General features: G+C 71.6%; 18 protein-coding genes. 13 read left to right on the top strand and 5 right to left on the bottom strand.

Annotated features, from left to right (window positions below; all coding sequences use genetic code 11):
- Positions 1-208: 208 nt before the first annotated feature.
- Positions 209-406, top strand: a complete 198-nt coding sequence (locus tag ACIOWN_RS15400; protein ID WP_362351647.1) for an antitoxin — start codon at positions 209-211, stop codon at positions 404-406.
- Between the two features lie 239 nt (positions 407-645).
- Here ACIOWN_RS15400 and paaK read toward each other — a convergent pair whose 3' ends face one another.
- Entirely contained in the window at positions 646-1,992 is a 1,347-nt protein-coding gene (gene paaK, locus ACIOWN_RS15405; protein WP_362351644.1) for a phenylacetate--CoA ligase PaaK, read from the bottom strand.
- Positions 1,989-2,477 (bottom strand): hydroxyphenylacetyl-CoA thioesterase PaaI, encoded by a 489-nt coding sequence (paaI, locus tag ACIOWN_RS15410; RefSeq protein ID WP_362351641.1) that lies wholly within the window; start codon positions 2,475-2,477, stop codon positions 1,989-1,991. Before paaI ends, paaK begins: the two co-directional genes overlap by 4 nt.
- A 95-nt stretch (positions 2,478-2,572) precedes the next feature.
- Between paaI and paaN the strand changes: the two genes are divergently transcribed.
- The 11 genes from paaN (at position 2,573) to ACIOWN_RS15465 (ending at position 12,922) form a co-directional block, all read left to right on the top strand.
- Positions 2,573-4,285, top strand: coding sequence for a phenylacetic acid degradation protein PaaN (paaN, locus tag ACIOWN_RS15415; protein ID WP_401982439.1), 1,713 nt, complete (start codon positions 2,573-2,575; stop codon positions 4,283-4,285).
- Positions 4,278-5,501 carry a thiolase family protein gene (locus ACIOWN_RS15420; protein ID WP_401982441.1) on the top strand — a complete coding sequence of 408 codons (1,224 nt, stop codon included), beginning with the start codon at positions 4,278-4,280 and terminating at the stop codon, positions 5,499-5,501. The genes paaN and ACIOWN_RS15420 overlap by 8 nt, the downstream gene beginning before the upstream one ends.
- Positions 5,498-6,253 (top strand): enoyl-CoA hydratase/isomerase family protein, encoded by a 756-nt coding sequence (locus ACIOWN_RS15425; RefSeq protein WP_362351632.1) that lies wholly within the window; start codon positions 5,498-5,500, stop codon positions 6,251-6,253. Before ACIOWN_RS15420 ends, ACIOWN_RS15425 begins: the two co-directional genes overlap by 4 nt.
- Entirely contained in the window at positions 6,250-7,110 is an 861-nt protein-coding gene (locus ACIOWN_RS15430) for a 3-hydroxyacyl-CoA dehydrogenase family protein (protein WP_362351629.1), read from the top strand. Before ACIOWN_RS15425 ends, ACIOWN_RS15430 begins: the two co-directional genes overlap by 4 nt.
- Positions 7,101-7,940: an enoyl-CoA hydratase-related protein gene (locus tag ACIOWN_RS15435; protein WP_362351626.1), complete on the top strand. Its 840-nt coding sequence runs from the start codon at positions 7,101-7,103 to the stop codon at positions 7,938-7,940. The genes ACIOWN_RS15430 and ACIOWN_RS15435 overlap by 10 nt, the downstream gene beginning before the upstream one ends.
- A 192-nt stretch (positions 7,941-8,132) precedes the next feature.
- Positions 8,133-9,146, top strand: a complete 1,014-nt coding sequence (gene paaA, locus ACIOWN_RS15440; RefSeq protein WP_401982443.1) for a 1,2-phenylacetyl-CoA epoxidase subunit PaaA — start codon at positions 8,133-8,135, stop codon at positions 9,144-9,146.
- The gene (gene paaB / locus ACIOWN_RS15445; protein ID WP_112469290.1) at positions 9,143-9,445 is read left to right on the top strand and encodes a 1,2-phenylacetyl-CoA epoxidase subunit PaaB; all 303 of its coding nucleotides are present in this window, start codon (positions 9,143-9,145) and stop codon (positions 9,443-9,445) included. Before paaA ends, paaB begins: the two co-directional genes overlap by 4 nt.
- Positions 9,446-9,458: 13 nt before the next feature.
- A complete protein-coding gene (gene paaC / locus ACIOWN_RS15450) occupies positions 9,459-10,325 on the top strand; it encodes a 1,2-phenylacetyl-CoA epoxidase subunit PaaC (protein WP_401982445.1) in 867 nt (288 codons plus the stop codon).
- On the top strand, positions 10,319-10,831 hold the full coding sequence (paaD, locus tag ACIOWN_RS15455) for a 1,2-phenylacetyl-CoA epoxidase subunit PaaD (protein ID WP_362351618.1): 513 nt from the start codon (positions 10,319-10,321) through the stop codon (positions 10,829-10,831). Before paaC ends, paaD begins: the two co-directional genes overlap by 7 nt.
- On the top strand, positions 10,831-11,946 hold the full coding sequence (gene paaE / locus ACIOWN_RS15460; protein WP_362351615.1) for a 1,2-phenylacetyl-CoA epoxidase subunit PaaE: 1,116 nt from the start codon (positions 10,831-10,833) through the stop codon (positions 11,944-11,946). Before paaD ends, paaE begins: the two co-directional genes overlap by 1 nt.
- Before the next feature lie 589 nt (positions 11,947-12,535).
- Complete coding sequence (locus tag ACIOWN_RS15465) at positions 12,536-12,922, top strand: hypothetical protein (protein WP_362351612.1); 387 nt, start codon at positions 12,536-12,538, stop codon at positions 12,920-12,922.
- Positions 12,923-13,237: 315 nt separating this feature from the next.
- Here ACIOWN_RS15465 and ACIOWN_RS15470 read toward each other — a convergent pair whose 3' ends face one another.
- Positions 13,238-14,278, bottom strand: coding sequence for a helix-turn-helix domain-containing protein (locus tag ACIOWN_RS15470; protein ID WP_401982448.1), 1,041 nt, complete (start codon positions 14,276-14,278; stop codon positions 13,238-13,240).
- Positions 14,279-14,442: 164 nt separating this feature from the next.
- On the opposite strand from ACIOWN_RS15470, the gene ACIOWN_RS15475 reads away from it, so the two are divergent.
- The gene (locus ACIOWN_RS15475; RefSeq protein ID WP_362351607.1) at positions 14,443-15,030 is read left to right on the top strand and encodes a hypothetical protein; all 588 of its coding nucleotides are present in this window, start codon (positions 14,443-14,445) and stop codon (positions 15,028-15,030) included.
- Between the two features lie 43 nt (positions 15,031-15,073).
- On the opposite strand, the gene ACIOWN_RS15480 is transcribed toward ACIOWN_RS15475, so the two are convergent.
- The gene (locus tag ACIOWN_RS15480; protein WP_362351604.1) at positions 15,074-15,757 is read right to left on the bottom strand and encodes an adenosylcobinamide amidohydrolase; all 684 of its coding nucleotides are present in this window, start codon (positions 15,755-15,757) and stop codon (positions 15,074-15,076) included.
- A 123-nt stretch (positions 15,758-15,880) separates the two neighbouring features.
- On the bottom strand, positions 15,881-17,389 hold the full coding sequence (gene proP / locus ACIOWN_RS15485; RefSeq protein WP_362351601.1) for a glycine betaine/L-proline transporter ProP: 1,509 nt from the start codon (positions 17,387-17,389) through the stop codon (positions 15,881-15,883).
- Positions 17,390-17,428: the final 39 nt, after the last annotated feature.

The raw sequence follows: 17,428 nt of genomic DNA on the forward strand, positions 1-17,428 counted from the left end.
CGCCAGGACGGGCGTTGCCCCCCGCTCGGACACGCCGAGACACCGGTCACGGGGCCACGCACGACGCGCCTCTTCCCCGTGCCCCCGTGCCGATCCTTCCGCAGCGGGCGCAGTCGCGCATCCGGGCCGGTCCGCGCCCGTCCGTTCGTCGCGTCATGAGATCATGAGGGCCCGGACTACTACAGCCCCGTAGAGGAGCGGCACACGCATGTTCGACCAGCTGAAGAGCCTGAAGGGCAAGGTCGAGGGCATCGCCGAAGCCCACGGCGACAAGATCTCCGACGGCCTGGAGAAGGTCGGCGAGTTCGTCGACGGCAAGACCGGCGGCAAGCACAGCAGCACGATCGACACCGTCGTCGACAAGGCCCAGGACGCCGTGGACAAGCTGGGCAAGCACAAGGGCTGAACCGACCGGCCGAGGGCGACCCGGGCCTCAGGCGGGCCTGGGTCCTGGAACGTGTCCGCCTCCGCCCCCTCGCCGAACCGCCACCCCATCAGCGACTTCGCCATCGCAAAGCCGCGTCGGGCTGCGCGGGAGGCCTGGGGCCGGCCACCCCGGCCGGTGCCCGTCTCGGACGGAAGCCGGCGCCCCGACCGTCACGCCACGACCGGCGCGCACCGGCCCGCACCGGCCGTGGCCGGGGCTCATCCCTTGCGCAGGTCCCGGACCCGGCGGATCTTGCCCACCGAGCGCTCCAGGGTCTCCGGTTCGACCACGCACACCTCGACGCTGATGCCGACCGAGTCCTTCACACCCTTGGTGATGACCCTGGCCGCCGTCTCGCGCTGCTCCGGGCCGACACCGGGGCGGGCCTCGATGTGGACCGTCATGTGATCCATGCGGCCGCGCTGGGTCAACTGGATCTGGAAGTGCGGCGCGACGCCGGGCACCCGCAGCACGACCTCCTCGATCTGGCTCGGGAAGACGTTCACACCCCGCAGGATGATCATGTCGTCGCTGCGACCGGTGATCTTCTCCATACGGCGGAAGGCGGGCCGCGCGGTGCCCGGCAGCAGGCGGGTGAGGTCACGCGTGCGGTAGCGGATGATCGGCAGGGCTTCCTTCGTCAGCGAGGTGAACACCAGCTCGCCGCTCTCGCCGTCGGGCAGCACCTCGCCCGTGATCGGGTCCACGACCTCGGGACAGAAGTGGTCCTCCCAGATGTGCAGTCCGTCCTTGGTGTCCACGCACTCCTGCGCCACACCCGGGCCCATGACCTCCGACAGGCCGTAGATGTCGACGGCGTGGATGTCCATGCGCTCCTCGATCTCGCGCCGCATCGCCTCCGTCCAGGGCTCGGCGCCGAAGATGCCGACCTTCAGGGAGCTGGTGCGCGGGTCCACGCCCTGCCGCTCGAACTCGTCGAGCAGGGTCAGCATGTAGGAGGGCGTGACCATGATGATCTCGGGTTCGAAGTCCCGGATGATCTGCACCTGGCGCGCGGTCATGCCGCCGGAGGCGGGGATCACGGTGCATCCGGCGCGCTCGGCCCCGTAGTGCGCGCCGAGGCCGCCGGTGAACAGGCCGTAGCCGTAGGAGATGTGGACCTTGTGGCCGCGCCGGCCGCCGGCGGCGCGGATGGAGCGGGCGATGAGGTCTGCCCAGGTCGACAGGTCGTTCTCGGTGTAGCCGACCACGGTGGGGCGGCCGGTGGTGCCACTGGAGGCGTGGATGCGCCGGACCTCGGACATGGGGACGGCGAACATCCCGAAGGGGTACGTCTCGCGCAGGTCGGCCTTGGTGGTGAAGGGGAAGCGGGCCAGGTCCTCGAGGGAGCGGCAGTCGTCGGGCGTCACGCCGGCCGCGTCGAACTTCCTGCGGTACAGCTCGACATTGTCGTAGGCGTGGCGGAGGGTCGCGCGAAGCCGGCTGAGCTGCACATCGCGGAGCTGCTCGCGGGTCAGGCGCTCGCCGCTGTCCAGCAGCTCGTCCGGGAGGGGCTGCCCCAGCCGGGGCCCCTGATCCGCCGGGGCCGTGACTTCGCTGCTCATTGCGACTCCTTCGTCTTCTCGCTTCGCAGGCTGCGGCTGCGCCCGCGGAACTCCGCGATCACCTCGTCGCCCGCCCGTCTCCCGCCACCACCCTCAACGGACCGCGCTTCGCGCGGGCTGTCGTTGATACGCCGGACACTCACGTCGTAGATCCCGCTGCGCCCGTACCGGGTGCGCTCGCAGGCCGTCGCCACGAGGACGTCGCCCTCGCGGGCCGGGGCGATGAAGTCGATGTCGGCCGCCGCCGCGACCGTCACGGGCCCGTGGCTGTTGCAGGCGCAGGCGAACGCGGTGTCGGCGAGCAGGAAGACGTAGCCGCCGTGGGCGATCCCATGCCCGTTGACCATCGCCGGCGTCACGGTCATCCGCACCTCGGCGGTTCCTTCGCCGTGGTGCGTCAGCTCGATGCCGAGATTCCGGGAGGCCAGGTCCGCGGCGAACATCGTCTCGACCGGTCCGGGATCGACGTCAGTGGCCTGCGTCACGTTTTCCACCACCTTGTGTACCGACCGAACATTCGGTTAGCGTCGGCAAAGCCAAGTAATCAAGCATCACCGCTGCCTGTCAAGAGGTGGACCGCATGCCCCACACCACTCCCGAGCCCGTCGACTTCTTCGCCCGCCACCGAGAGCTGCTGGAGACGGCGGTCGCGGCCACCGAGAGCCGGGACCACTGGACCCCGTACCCGGAGTCGCCCAGCAAGTCGGTGTACGGCGAGGAGGCCCCGAAGCTCGGTGAGGCCGCTTTCCGGGACCAGTTGGGCAAGCCGTTCGCGCTGCCCGGACACCCCGGCGAGGGGACCGTGCGGGCCACCGAGACCTCCCCCTACGGATTCGGCCTCGGCATCGGCTACCCCCGCGTCCGGCCCGAGGAGGCGGTGGCCGCCGCCAAGGCCGCCACGGGCCCCTGGCGGGACGCGGGCCCGGATGTCCGCGCCGGTGTCGCCGCCGAGATCCTGGCCCGGCTCAACGCGGCCAGCTTCGAGAACGCGCACGCCGTGCAGCACACCACCGGACAGGCCTTCGTCATGGCGTTCCAGGCGGGCGGCCCGCACGCGCAGGACCGGGGCCTGGAGGCCGTCGCCTACGCCTGGGCGGAGCAGAAGCGGCACCCGCGCTCCGCGCGCTGGACCAAGCCCCAGCGCAAGGGCGGGGACCTGGTGATGGACAAGAAGTTCACGCCGGTCGGACGCGGTGTCTCGCTGCTGATCGCCTGCAACACCTTCCCCACCTGGAACAGTTATCCGGGCCTGTTCGCCAGCCTGGTCACCGGCAACCCCGTGGTGATCAAGCCGCACCCGGGCGCCGTACTGCCGCTGGCGTTCACCGTGCGCACCGCCCGCGAGGTCCTGGCCGAGGCCGGCTTCGACCCCAATCTCGTGATCCTGGCCGCCGAGGAGCCCGGCGAGCGGACCGCGGGCGCTCTCGCGCTCCACCCGGACGTGCGCATCATCGACTTCACCGGCTCCACGGAGTTCGGCGACTGGCTGGAGACCAACGCCCGCCAGGCCGCCGTGTACACCGAGAAGGCGGGCCTGAACACGGTCGTCCTGGACTCCACCGACGACTACCGCGGGCTGCTGGGCAATCTCGCCTTCTCGCTGTCCCTGTACAGCGGCCAGATGTGCACCACCCCGCAGAACCTGCTGATCCCCCGCGCCGGCATCGCCACCGACCAGGGCGTCAGGACCGCCGACGAGTTCGCCGCCGATCTGGGGGCGGCGCTGGACAAGCTCCTCGGCGACCCGGCACGCGCGGCCGGCACGCTCGGCGCCGTCGTCAACGACGGCGTGCTCGACCGGCTGGAGAAGGCGGCGGCGCTGGGCACCACGGCGCACGCCTCGCAGCCGGTGGAGCACCCCGAGTTCCCGAAAGCCACCATCCGCACGCCGCTGGTGGCGCGCCTGAACGCGGCGGCGGACGAGGAGACGTACACCCGCGAGTGGTTCGGGCCCGTCTCCTTCGTCATCGCCACCGACTCCACCGAGCACAGCCTGCGGATCCTCCGTGAGACGGTGCGCGCCCACGGCGCGCTGACCGCCGCCGTGCACTCCACGAACGAGGAGGTCCTGGCCGCCGCCGAGTCGGCGGCCCTGGACGCCGGGGTGCACCTGTCGGAGAACCTCACCGGCGGCGTCTTCGTCAACCAGTCCGCGGCCTTCAGCGACTTCCACGGCAGCGCCGCCAACCCCGCGGCCAGCGCCACCCTGTCCGACCCCGCGTTCGTCACCGGCCGCTTCGCGACGCTCCAGTCGCGCCGCCCCGCCGCCATCGAGGAGAGCACCCATGCCTGACGAGGTCTACCTGATCGACGGGGCCCGTACCCCGCAGGGCCGCTACGGCGGAGCCCTGGCCTCCGTCCGCCCCGACGACCTTGCGGCGCTGGTGGTGGGTGAGGCCGTGCGCCGAGCCGCGATCCCGGCCGAAGCGGTGGACGAGGTGATCCTGGGCGCCGCCAACCAGGCGGGCGAGGACAACCGCGACGTGGCACGCATGGCAGTGCTGCTCGCCGGGCTCCCGCACACCGTGCCCGGCTACACCGTCAACCGGCTGTGCGCCTCGGGCCTGACCGCGGTCGCCTCGGCGGCCCAGGCGATCCGGTCCGGCGAGGCCGACCTGGTCGTCGCGGGCGGTGTGGAGTCGATGACCCGCGCCCCGTGGGTGATGGAGAAGCCGGGCACCCCGTGGGCCAAGCCGGGCCAGGTGCACGACACGTCCCTGGGCTGGCGCTTCACCAATCCGCGCTTCGCAGCCGCCGACCGCGCGGTGCCCGCCGGGGCCGATCCGGACACGGTGCGGACGACTCTGTCGATGGGTGAGACGGCCGAGGAGGTCGCCGCCCTCGACGGCATCACCCGCGCCGACTCCGACGCCTTCGCGCTGCGCAGCCACCAGCGGGCCGTCGCCGCGCAGGAGGCCGGGCACTTCGACCGCGAGATCGTCCCCGTCCCGGTGAAGGACGGCCTGGTGGAGCGCGACGAGGGCCCGCGCCCGTCGACGACGCTCGAGAAGCTGGGCTCCCTGCGCACCATCTTCCGCAAGGACGGCATCGTCACCGCGGGCTCGTCCTCCCCGCTGTCCGACGGGGCGGCGGCGCTGGTCGTGGCGAGCGCGGCGGCCGTGGAGCGGTACGGACTCACCCCGCGCGCCCGCGTCGTCACCTCCGCCTCGGCCGGGGTGCAGCCCAACCTCATGGGCCTCGGCCCGGTTCCCGCCACGCAGAAGGCGCTGGCCCGCGCCGGCTGGCAGACCGCCGACCTGGACGCCGTCGAGCTCAACGAGGCGTTCGCCGCGCAGGCGCTGGCCGTCGTACGCCGGCTCAAGCTCGACGAGGACCGCGTCAACGCCGACGGCGGCGCCATCGCGCTCGGCCATCCGCTGGGCTGCTCGGGCGCCCGCATCCTGCTCACGCTGCTCGGCCGCCTGGAGCGCGAGGAAGCCCGCCGGGGCCTGGCGACCCTGTGCGTGGGCGTGGGCCAGGGCGTGGCGATGCTGGTGGAGCGCGTGTGAGCCGGGACGTGTACGAGACGCTGCTGGTCGAGGAGCGCGAGGACCGGGTCGTGGTGACCCTGCACCGCCCCGAGGCACGCAACGCGATCAGCGGGCTCATGATCCGCGAACTGCACGCGGTGTGCGACCTCTTGGAGGACGACCCGAAGCTGCTGCTGCTCACCGGCCACGGCAACGTGTTCGCGGGCGGCGCGGACATCGCGGAACTGCTGCGGCGGGGCCGGGACGAGGCGCTCCAGGGGATCAACAGCCGCCTGTTCGAGCGGGTGCGCAGGCTGCCCATGCCGACCGTGGCCGCCGTCGACGGCTGGGCGCTGGGCGGCGGGGCGGAGCTGTCCTACGCCTGCGACATCCGTATCGCGGGACCCGACGCCGTCTTCGGCAACCCGGAGCCGGGGCTAGGCATCCTGGCGGCGGCCGGGGCGTGCTGGCGCCTTCCTGAGCTGGTCGGCGAGTCGGTCGCCAAGCAGGTGCTGCTCGCCGGGCGGAACCTGGACGCCCGGGCGGCGCTGGCCGCGGGTCTGGTCATCGACGTCGTACCCGCGGAGAAGCTGCTCGACGAGGCGCACGCGCTGCTGGACCGCATGGCGCGGTCCTCGGCCACCGCGCTGCGGCTGACGAAGCTCGTCGTCGACGCGCCGGGCGCGCACCCGGTCGCCGACGACCTGGCGCAGGCGGTGCTCTTCGAGGGACAGGACAAGCAGGACCGCATGACGCGTTTCCTGGAGAAGAGGAACAGGAGCAAGGCATGAGCAGTCCGACCGTGCCCGCCGTCGTCGGTGTGATCGGCGGTGGCCGGATGGGGGCCGGAATCGCGCAGTCGTTCGCGGCCGCCGGCTCGTCGGTGACCGTCGTGGAGAGCGGTGCGCAGGCCGCGTCCGCCGCCGTGGAGCGCGTCGCCACCGGGCTGCGCCGGGCCGCCGAGCGCGGCCGGCTGGCCGAGCCCGCGGAGCAGGTGCTCGCCCGGGTCACGGCCGTGGAGTCCGTGGACGGTCTCGCGCCGGGCACCGAACTGGTCGTCGAGGCCGTGCCCGAGAACGCGGCACTGAAGGCCGGGCTGCTCGCCGCGGCCGAGGCGGCGGTGGACGACACGGCCGTGCTGGCCACCAACACCAGCTCCCTGTCGGTCACCGAGCTGGCCTCGGCGCTCAAGGCGCCGGGCCGCTTCCTGGGCATGCACTTCTTCAACCCCGTGCCCGCCTCCGAGCTGATCGAGATCGTCGTGGCGCCGGAGACCTCGCCCGAGGTCGTGCAGGCGGCGCTCGGCTGGACCCACGCGCTGGGCAAGAAGGACGTCGTCGTCAAGGACTCCCCCGGCTTCGCCAGCAGCCGTCTCGGCCTGGCGCTCGGCCTGGAGGCGATCCGCATGGTCGAGGAGGGCGTGGCCGAGCCGGAGGCGATCGACGACGCGATGAGCCTCGGCTACAAGCACCCCATGGGCCCGCTGCGCCTGACCGACCTGGTCGGTCTCGACGTCCGCCTGGCCATCGCCGAGTACCTGCACGCCACGCTCGGGGAGCGGTTCGCCCCGCCGCAGCTGCTCCGCGACAAGGTCGCCCGGGGCGAACTCGGCCGCAAGTCGGGACAGGGGTTCTACACATGGCAGTGACCCCGCCGGAGGCGACCTCACCCGACGCGCCGGGGCAGGGTGTCGGCTACCGCGTCGAGGACGGCGTCGCGGTCATCGAACTGCGCAGGCCTTCCGCCGGAAACGCGCTCGACGCGGCCCTGCGGTCCGGGCTGCTGGCCGCCGTCCGCCGGGTGGCCGGTGACGCGGACGGCGAGCGGGTGCGCGCGGTGCTGCTGACCGCCCAGGGCCGGAACTTCTGCGTCGGGCAGGACCTCAAGGAGCACGCCGAGGCGCTCGAGCGCGACCCGGAGTCGGCGTTCGCCGTGGTGCGGGCCGAGTACAACCCGCTGGTGGAGGCGCTGCACGCGCTGCCCGTGCCGGTGGTCGCGGCGGTCGAGGGCGCGTGCGTCGGGGCCGGGCTGGGGCTCGCGCTGTGCGCCGATGTGCGGGTGGCGTCGGAAGGCGCGCGGTTCGCGACCGCGTTCACCGGGATCGGGCTGGCCGCCGACAGCGGTCTGAGTCTTTCGCTGTCCCGGGCGGTCGGCCCGTCGCGCGCCGCCGCCCTCATGCTGCTCGGCGACCGGCTGGACGCGGAGGACGCGCGGCTGCTCGGGCTGGTGCACCGGGTCGTGCCCGACGGGCAGGCGGCGGCCGAGGGGCTGGCGCTGGCCCGGCGGCTGGCGGCGGGTCCCACGGCCGCGTACGGCGAGGTCAAGGCGTTGCTGCGGCACGTGGCGACCGGGGCGGGGCTCAGCGCGGTACTGGAGCGTGAGGCGGCGGCCCAGGAGCGGCTCGGCGCCACCGAGGACCACCGCGGCGCCGTGCGGGCCTTCCTCGCCAAGGAGAAGCCGTCCTTCGAGGGCCGCTGAGACAGAGCCGCCGAACCGAGGGCCGCTGAGCAAAGAGGCCGGAGCGAGGGCCGCCCGTCGTACACGGCGGCGGCCCTCGCACCGACCCGCGGCCGCGTGCGGCCGGGCGATCCCGGATCCAGGGGTTGCCGGGGCCGGGAAAATTCGACAGACTATTACCCGAACGAATGGTCGGTAGGGAAGCTGGTATCGATGACCACGTCACACGGCGCAGTGTCGAGCGGCGACAGCGCGGAGCAGCGGCTCCAGGAGCAGTTCGACGCGACGATCGCGAAGGACCAGCGGATCGAGCCCCGGGACTGGATGCCCGAGGGCTACCGGAAGACGCTGATCCGCCAGATCGCGCAGCACGCCCACTCGGAGATCATCGGGATGCAGCCCGAGGGCGAATGGATCACCCGGGCCCCCTCGCTGCGCCGCAAGGCCATCCTCTTCGCGAAGGTCCAGGACGAGGCCGGGCACGGCCTGTACCTGTACTCGGCGGCCGAGACCCTGGGCGCCGACCGCGCGGACCTCACCGAGCGCCTCATCGAGGGCCGGCAGAAGTACTCCTCGATCTTCAACTACCCGACTCCGACCTTCGCGGACGTCGGCGTGATCGGCTGGTTCGTCGACGGCGCGGCGATCTGCAACCAGGTGCCGCTGTGCCGCAGTTCGTACGGCCCCTACGCCCGCTCCATGGTGCGGATCTGCAAGGAGGAGTCGTTCCACCAGCGGCAGGGCTACGAGCTGCTGATGACGATGATGCGCGGCACCGACGCCCAGCGTGAGATGGTGCAGGACGCGGTGAACCGCTGGTGGTGGCCGTCCCTGATGATGTTCGGCCCGCCCGACGGCGACTCCCCCAACTCGGCCGCCTCGATGGCCTGGAAGATCAAGCGGCACAGCAACGACGAACTGCGGCAGCGATTCGTCGACATGACCGTCCCGCAGGCCGAGAAGCTGGGTGTCACCCTGCCCGACCCCGAGCTGCGCTGGAACGAGGAGCGCGGCCGGCACGACTTCGGCACCCCCGACTGGTCCGACCTCAAGCGCGTGATCAGCGGCGACGGGCCGTGCAACGAGGAACGCGTGACACGGCGGAGGGCCGCGCACGAGGACGGTGCCTGGGTGCGTGAGGCGGCCTCCGCCCACGCGGCCAAGCGGGCCGCCACGACCGGGGCCACCGAGGACGCCCGGAACAACGAGGAAGGAACGGCGGCATGAGCAACACCGACGGCACGAAGGACAGCTGGCCGCTGTACGAGGTGTTCGTCCGCGGCAAGCGCGGCCTCAACCACGTGCACGTCGGCTCGCTGCACGCGGCCGACGACGCCATGGCGCTCAGCCACGCCCGCGACCTGTACACCCGGCGCAACGAGGGCGTGAGCATCTGGGTGGTGCGCTCGGAGCACATAGCCGCCTCCACCCGCGACGAGAAGGACCCCTTCTTCGCGCCCAGCGCCGACAAGGTCTACCGGCACCCCACCTTCTACGACATCCCCGACGATGTCCCCCACATCTAGGAGCAGGACGGACATGAGCGACGTCACCGACGACCACGTCTACCTGTCCCTGGCCGCGGACCACGGGGAGTCGGACGCCCGCTGGGCCTTCGGCACCGGTTTCGAGGACCCGCTGCACGGCGTCGACACCACCGTGCCGGACTCGGTCGAGCCCGCCGAGCTGGCCGCGTACTGCCTCGCCCTCGGGGACGACGCCCTGGTCGGCGCGCAGCGCCTGGCCGAGTGGTGCACGCGGGCCCCGGAGCTGGAGGAGGAGGTCGCCCTGGCCAACATCGGCCTCGACCTGCTCGGTCAGGCACGGCTGCTGTACGCACGCGCCGGCCAGGCCGACGGCAGCGGCCGGGACGAGGACGCCTACGCCTACTTCCGGGACGCGGCGGACTTCCGCAACGTCCGGCTCGCCGAACTTCCCAACGGCGACTTCGCGTTCTCCGTCACCCGGCTGCTGGTGCTGTCCTGCTGGCGCCTGGCCGTCTTCCAGCGGCTCGCCGCCACCACGCAGGACCCGGTCCTGAGGGCGATCGCCGCCAAGGGCGTCAACGAGCTCGCCTACCACCGGCAGTTCGCGGCGGACTGGGCGGTGCGCCTGGGGGACGGCACGGAGGAGTCCCACCGGCGGATGCGGGCCGCCCTGACCGCCGTCGCCCCGTACACGGACGAACTCTTCGCGCCGCGACCGGGGTTCGGCGTCGACCCGGCGGAGGTGCGGGAGGAGACGACGGCCGTGCTCGGGCAGGTCCTCGACGCCGCCGGTCTTGAGCCGGCCGAGGCCGAGGCGCTGCCCGGTCAGGGCCGGGAGGGCGACCACACCGAGCATCTGGCCCCGCTGCTGGAGGAGTTGCAGGGCCTGGCCCGCGCCCATCCGGAGGCGACATGGTGAGCGCACTGGACGAGCGGCGCGCGCGGCACGTGGCCGAGCAGGTCCCGGACCCGGAGCTGCCCATGCTCACCCTGGCCGACCTCGGCGTGCTGCGCACCGTCGAGTTGCGGCCGGACGGCACGGTCGTCGCCGGGCTGACCCCCACCTACTCCGGCTGTCCCGCGATGGCGGAGATGCGTGCCGACGTCGCCGCGCGGTTGCGTTCGGCCGGTTTCGCGCAGGTGGAGATCCGTACCGTCCTGGACCCGCCGTGGACGACGGACTGGATCACCGCGGAGGGCCGGCGCAAGCTCACCGAGGCGGGCATCGCCCCTCCCGGCAGCGCGCCCCGGCGCACCGGCGGAGCCGTGCCGCTGGAGCTGTCCGCCACCCGGCGCGCGGTGGCGTGCCCGCGCTGCGGTTCGTCCGACACCGAGGAGACGTCCCGCTTCGCCGCCACCTCCTGCAAGGCACTGTGGCGCTGCCGCAGCTGTCTGGAGCCGTTCGAGTACGTCAAGGAGATCTGATGGCCCCGACCACCACGACGGAGACCGACGTGTCCGCCGCTCCCCCGCGGCGCCGCCGTCCGGCCTTCCACCCGCTGCGGGTCGCCGCGGTGCAGCCGCTGTGCGCGGACGCGGCCGCCATCAGCTTCGACGTGCCCGAGGAACTGGCGCAGGAGTTCGCCTACCGTCCCGGCCAGTCGCTCACGCTGCGCCGCGAGGTCGACGGGCGCGACGAGCGCCGCTCGTACTCCATCTGCTCGCCCGTCGGCGCCCGCCCCCGCATCGGCGTACGTGTGGTGCCCGGCGGCCTGTTCTCCTCCTGGCTGGTGGAGGACGTCCGCCCCGGCGACACCGTCGAGGTGATGGCCCCCACCGGCGCCTTCACCCCCGACCTCGCCGAACCGGGCCACCACGTCCTGATCGCCGCCGGCTCCGGCATCACCCCGATGATGTCCATCGCCGAGTCCGTGCTGGCCGCCGACTCCCGCTCCCGGGTCACCCTCTTCTACGGCAACCGCCGTACCGACACGGTGATGTTCGCCGACGAGCTCGCCGACCTGAAGGACCTCTACCCCACCCGCTTCCAGCTCGGGCACGTCCTGTCCCGCGAACCGCGCGAGGCCGAACTCCTCTCGGGACGCCTGGACTCCGAGCGCCTGGCCGCGCTCATCGACGGGCTCGTCGACGTGAAGGGCGCGGACCACTGGTGGCTGTGCGGCCCGCACGGCATGGTCCGCGACGCGCAGAAGCTGCTCGGGGACCTCGGTGTCCCGGCGGACCGCGTCCACCAGGAGCTGTTCTTCGCCGACGACGAGCCGATCCGGACGGTCCGCCACGTGGACGCCACCGGTGACGGCCCGGTCAGCCAGGTCACCATCACCCTCGACGGCCGCTCCACCACGTCCCCGCTCTCCCGCGAGACGACGATCCTGGACGGGGCGACGCGGGTTCGCCCGGACATGCCCTTCGCCTGCAAGGGCGGCGTATGCGGCACCTGCCGCGCCCTGGTCACCGACGGCGAGGCCGACATGCGCCGCAACTACGCGCTGGAGCCCTCCGAGGTCGACGCCGGCTATGTGCTGACCTGCCAGACGTTCCCGGTGTCCGACACCCTGACCGTCGACTTCGACAGCTGACGCCCACCCGGGCGGGACCTGCCCGGACCACGCCGACCGAGTCGTTCTCGCCCTGGCCGGGCGGGTGCGCGCGATGCATGACGGGTACGACGCGCCCTCGGGGCGAAGGCCCGCCTCGGTCCGCCCATCGGGCCGGAAGGAACGCCCGTCCCGATCCTCGCGCGGTCGTCGCCGTTGTGCCACGAGCACGCGCCGGGATGGCAGCTGTGGGGGCCACGGCCAGCAGGAGCCAGAAAGAGTTGCGGCCAATGCTGTACGTGTACTGGGCGTTGAAGACGGAGTACGTATTCGTCCCCTCGTGGGCTGGGAGCAGCGCGGTTGCCCACTGGCCAGCAGGTGTTCTTGACCCAGCCGTCGTGAAGGCCAACCGAGTGGGTTGCGCTACGAACCTTTCGAATCCCATGCGAACGTGAGAACCAAAGAAACCTGCTGATGCGACTGTAAATAGAACTTATTGTCACGAAAAGTCATTGAATACTGTGTACTTCCCTCAGCGGCCCCGCAGGCTCACATGATCAGGCGTGGGGGTTCGTGATCCGCCCGGTTCGCGGTTCCTGGATGACGGACAAGGACAAGATGGGGTGGGTACGTGCTCAAGACGAGGCTCAAGAAGCTCTCCGTGGCGCTGTCGGTGCTCGGGCTGGCCATCAGCGGAGTAGCCACAACTCAGGGAACTGCGCAGGCAGCAAGCTACGGCTGGGTGTACATCTCCTTCCCGAAGTGGCTCGGTAACTGCCCGAACGCCACCGTCAAGGGGATCCAGGCCTACACGAACTACTGGAGCACCAACTGGGACATGGGTGATGACCTGGTCTACGGGAAGGTGGCGCTCGGCCAGCGGAACACCATCATCGGCAACCTGCTCTGCAAGCGGCGCATCGGCGGCTACTACCAGGCCGTGGCGCGCTACGACGTTGTCCCGACGCGCAACAAGCAGACCGTCTGGATCGGCCCCGGGGGCTGGACCCGTAACTGACGGACGTGCAGATGACCGGCTGACAGCGAGGCCCCCCAACTGTCGACCGGCCAGCGCCCACTCGATCCCCTTGCGCGCGACGCGCGGGACGATGTTCCGGCTGCGGAGCCACCGTCGCAGGAAGTCGTAGCCGTATCCCCTGCCGGCGTGGAGCTCGGCAGGCCGTCGCCGACGTGGGCCACGGCGAGATCGGATCGGCGGGATACCCCGTACCAGGGGTTTCGGTCCGTGGCTGTCATGGGTTTCGCAGCGGAGACGCCGAGGGAGAGGGGCAGACCGGACCGCTCGGGCAGCGCAGTCCTGATCGCACGGCGATCAGGACTCGTCGGCCCAGAGCACTGTCCGGCCGTCTGGTTGGACATGGACGGTCTGGGACATCTCCCGGTATCCCCAGGAGTAGTCGTTGGACGCGATCACCCAGGCTTTGGCCTGGAACGCGGTGGCCGGCAATTTGTCCACAGTGCACTCCGCCAGGGGACTGGTCACTGTCTTGCCAGGTGCCACGGTGAGTTCCACTCCCCTGCCCCAGACACCCGGACAGTTGTGGGCGACCGCGGCTCGGACGTAGGCGAGCTTGGCCTTGACGGTGACCGGGTCCGGCCCGGTGTTGGTCATCTGCACGGCGAAGACGAGCTTGGCGCCGTCGGCACGGGTGCATGGAGTCCATGCCACACCGTCGACGTAGCGGGGCCGGCCGCACCGGTTGTTGCCGCCCAGGCCGGCGGAAGTCGGCGGAGTGGCGACGGATGCCTCGACCATGTAGTCCGAGTCCGCGACCGCCGATCCGGGCGCGGCGATGTGACGTGCGACGAGCACAAGCCCGCAGAGAGCCACGAGGCCGAGGACGGTAGCCAGCACCTGCTTCCCACGGCGGCTCGGGGCCCGGGAGACGGCAGGCGTGGCCGACGGCGGTTCGAGCGGTTCCGCCGTTCGGTCTTCCCTTGCCACCGGCCTGAGCGGCGGAGCGGGCGAAGGGGCCGGCTCGGATGAGGTGAAAAGGGCCGAAGACGGCTGGGCAGCATCTCCAGCGTTGAGTTCGGCCTCCAATGCCTCCCAGCGCGCGGTCCATTCACCGACCGCGCGTGCCGTCTGCTGCCGGCCGGTCCTGGCATAGGCCAGACATGCCCGCACGAACGCCAGAACGACCTCGCGGGAGGGAGGGGTGTGGCCCCTGGCCGCGGTGGAGAAAGTGGTGTCCGAGTACGGGCTGCCCACCTTCGCCGACCAGGTCGCCAACTGCCGGTAGGTCGGACGGCCGCACCGCTCTCGCAGTTGACGGAGTTCGAGGGCGAACAGCGCCAGGGGGCCGCCCTCGGGGTCGATCGGACTCTCCTGCCGGCCTTGGTTACTGGCCACTCAATCGCTCCTCGATCTCGCTTTCTTGATGACCGGTCATTGACCGGCAGGCAGAAGTGTGGCGGGTCATCAAGCCAGCGGCAAAAGTGCGGGTATCGAACCGTTCGCCCGCTTCGAGAGGGCGTTCGGGGACAGGTTCGTCACTTGCACGAAAGGACAGTGACATGAGGATCGTCAGGAAGTCGATGGCCCGGATCGCGGCGCCGGTGGCCGGCGCGCTCACTCTTCTGACCGTGGGCGCGGTGACCGCCCCGGTGCGGGCGCAGGCCGCCCCGCTGGGGCGCGCGTGCATGTTCGAGGCCCCCGAGGGGGCCTACGGAGCGGGGCACGCCGCCTTCGCCGTCAAGGTTCGCGGGGAAGCGAACCACTGGGTCTACGGCTCGTTCGGCAGCACCAACGACGCACCGGTCGCCGGCTGGATCAAGGGCGGCACGTGGGAGAAGGCCCACGCGTACTTCACGTCCGTGCGTGACAAGGACCACGAGAACGCGCGGTACTACACGCGCTATCGGTGCGTGAACACCAAGGACGGTGACGCGAAGAGGGCCCAGTCCTGGTATGGCGCGGTGAAGAAGCGCGGCTACGACGTCGCCACCAACAACTGCCTCCACATGTCGATGGCGGTCTTCAAGGGCTACAGCGAAATCCTCCGCAAGGACCCGCGGCTCGGCAGCGCTACGGGAAACACCCCGAACGGGTACTACACCAAGGTTCTTCCCGCGGCCCACTGGGAGGTGTCGCACCGACTGTGATCACAGTGCGCCTCGGTGACCACCGGCGCCGTCCGGGCGTCCCTCAGTCCCCGGGAACGGGCAGGGCCGCGCGCACCGCCCCGTGAACGGCGCGGGCCAGGCGGGCGCCCCAGAGCGAGCGCGGTCCGGCGAAGGTGTGGAGTTCTTCGTCGTCGCTCGGGGTGCGGGCGGCCACGCACACGGCGTCGGTGGGGGTGCCTGAGCAGTCGTAGCCCGCCTCCAGCAGCGCCTGCACCTTGGCCTCGGTCGCGGTGACCACGGCGTTGACCAGTGCGGCGTCCGACAAGGTGACCGGGAGCGCGGCGACGACGTTGATCGTGCCGGGCGCGCCACGGCCGTCAGCCCCCGGTTCAGGGGAGGCGGCCCATCCGCGCACCCGGACGCCGGCGGTGGCGACCGCGGTGGCCCCGCCGTCCTCCGCGCTGCCGTGAGCCGTGACATCGGCGGCGGTCATCAGGCCCACTCCCGCGCCGTCGAGGCCGGCGGCCTCGGCCAGCTCGGCGAGGTGGCGTTCGGGGTCGGTGCGCCGGTAGCCGTGGGCCACCTGCGCGTTGAGGACCCAGCCTCGCTCTCCGATGCCGCCGCCGAGCACGGCGTTGCTGACCATCCGCCATCCCGGGCCGGCGCGCCACACCAGCGCGGGCAGCCGCAGCCCGTCCTCGGTGCGGGTCAGCCGCCGCGGGGCCGGCAGTCCGGCAGCCGTGGACGGTGCGACGACGGAGGTCACGGGCTGGGCGCTCCTTGCGACGGGACGGGCCCGCTGATCGTACGTGGAGGGGCCCGGACCCGTCGGGCCGGGTCCCGCCGCCCGCTCGCGCTCTCGCGACGGCCCGTCAGAAGCTGGGCAGCGTCAGAACCTGGGCAGCGGGGCCTGGCCCTCCACCAGCTCCGCGGCCTCCTCCGGCGTCGCGACGGCCGGTGGGGAGCCCTCCAGCGGCCGGCGTGCCGTCTCCTTCATGCAGGCCACCGAGATCACGCCGACGAGTGCCGCCGCCATGGCGTAGTAGGCGGGCATCAGGTCGCTGCCGGTGACCGAGATCAGGGCGGTGATCACCAGGGGGGTCGTCCCGCCGAAGAGGGAGGCGGAGAGGTTGTAGCCGATGGAAAGGGAGCCGTAGCGCACCTGGGTGGGGAACAGGGCGGGCAGCGCCGCGGACATCGTCCCGAGCAGGCATACCAGCGACAGTCCCAGCATCAGCATCCCCGCGGACACGGCGGCCAGGCTGCCCTGCTCGACCAGCAGGAAGGCCGGGGCGGAGAGGAGCAGGAAGCCGAGCATGCCGGTCATCAGGACCGGCTTCCGGCCGAGCCGGTCGGACAGCTTGCCGACCTGGTTGATCAGCAGCATCAGCACCACCATGGTGGCGATCAGGATCAGCAGGCCGTGCGTCTCGGAGTACCCCATCCGGTCCGAGAGGTAGGTGGGCATGTACGAGAGCAGCATGTAGTCGGTGATGTTGTACGCGCCGACCAGGCAGACGCACAGGACGAGCGCCGGCCAGTGGTTCCGGAAGATCTTCGCCAGGTCTCCCCTGGCGGTCGCCTCCACTGTGGAGGCGGCCTCGGACGCCCGGTGCACGAAGTCGTCCTCCAGCTTCCGGAACGCGGGCGTCTCGTCCAGTCGCAGCCGCAGGTACAGGCCGATCAGCCCGATCGGGCCGGCGACGAGGAACGGGACGCGCCACCCCCAGGAGTCCATGCCGGCGTTGCCGAGCAGCGCGGTCAGGAGCGTCACCAGGCCGGCCGCGCCGACGTAGCCCGCCAGCGTGCCGAGTTCGAGGAAGCTGCCGAAGAAGCCTCGCCGCCGGTCGGGCGCGTATTCGGCGATGAAGGTGGACGCGCCTCCGTACTCACCGCCCGTGGAGAAGCCCTGCACCAGCCGGAAGAGGATCAGCAGGAAGGGGGCCCAGAAGCCGATCGAGGCGTAGGAGGGGATCAGGCCGATGGCGAACGTGCCGATCGCCATCATGATCATGGTCAGGGCGAGGACCTTCTTGCGGCCGATCTTGTCCCCCATGGGGCCGAAGACCATGCCGCCCAGGGGACGTACGAGGAAGGACACCGCGAAGGTCGCGAACGACGACAGCAGCTGGACGGTTCCGTTCCCGGACGGGAAGAACACGTGCCCGATGGTGACCGCCAGGTAGCTGTAGATACCGAAGTCGAACCACTCCATGGCGTTGCCGAGCGAGGCGGCCTTCACCGCCCGCTGCACGGCCGCCTCATCGGTGACGGTGATGTCCGTGCGCCGCAGAGGAGGGTTCCGGCGCCGTCTGACGGCCCTGAACAGCGTCCGGTGGCGTTTGAGGGCCTCGGGATCGGCATCCGCCGGGGCGGCGCCGTCTTCCTTGTCCACCATCTGGGTCTCCTCTCTCCCGGGCGTCCCGGGCACGCGGAC

Source organism: Streptomyces sp. NPDC087787, assembly GCF_044743035.1.
Taxonomy (GTDB): Bacteria; Actinomycetota; Actinomycetes; order Streptomycetales; family Streptomycetaceae; genus Streptomyces.

Bases quoted from the DNA above. Each gene is read 5' to 3' on its own strand.
- ACIOWN_RS15420 (WP_401982441.1), top strand. From the start codon at position 4,278: ATGCCTGACGAGGTCTACCTGATCGACGGGGCCCGTACCCCGCAGGGC.
- paaA (WP_401982443.1), top strand. From the start codon at position 8,133: ATGACCACGTCACACGGCGCAGTGTCGAGCGGCGACAGCGCGGAGCAG.
- paaN (WP_401982439.1), top strand. From the start codon at position 2,573: ATGCCCCACACCACTCCCGAGCCCGTCGACTTCTTCGCCCGCCACCGA.
- paaE (WP_362351615.1), top strand. From the start codon at position 10,831: ATGGCCCCGACCACCACGACGGAGACCGACGTGTCCGCCGCTCCCCCG.
- ACIOWN_RS15475 (WP_362351607.1), top strand. From the start codon at position 14,443: ATGAGGATCGTCAGGAAGTCGATGGCCCGGATCGCGGCGCCGGTGGCC.
- proP (WP_362351601.1), bottom strand. From the start codon at position 17,389: ATGGTGGACAAGGAAGACGGCGCCGCCCCGGCGGATGCCGATCCCGAG.
- paaC (WP_401982445.1), top strand. From the start codon at position 9,459: ATGAGCGACGTCACCGACGACCACGTCTACCTGTCCCTGGCCGCGGAC.
- paaB (WP_112469290.1), top strand. From the start codon at position 9,143: ATGAGCAACACCGACGGCACGAAGGACAGCTGGCCGCTGTACGAGGTG.
- paaD (WP_362351618.1), top strand. From the start codon at position 10,319: ATGGTGAGCGCACTGGACGAGCGGCGCGCGCGGCACGTGGCCGAGCAG.
- paaK (WP_362351644.1), bottom strand. From the start codon at position 1,992: ATGAGCAGCGAAGTCACGGCCCCGGCGGATCAGGGGCCCCGGCTGGGG.
- ACIOWN_RS15430 (WP_362351629.1), top strand. From the start codon at position 6,250: ATGAGCAGTCCGACCGTGCCCGCCGTCGTCGGTGTGATCGGCGGTGGC.
- ACIOWN_RS15400 (WP_362351647.1), top strand. From the start codon at position 209: ATGTTCGACCAGCTGAAGAGCCTGAAGGGCAAGGTCGAGGGCATCGCC.
- ACIOWN_RS15435 (WP_362351626.1), top strand. From the start codon at position 7,101: ATGGCAGTGACCCCGCCGGAGGCGACCTCACCCGACGCGCCGGGGCAG.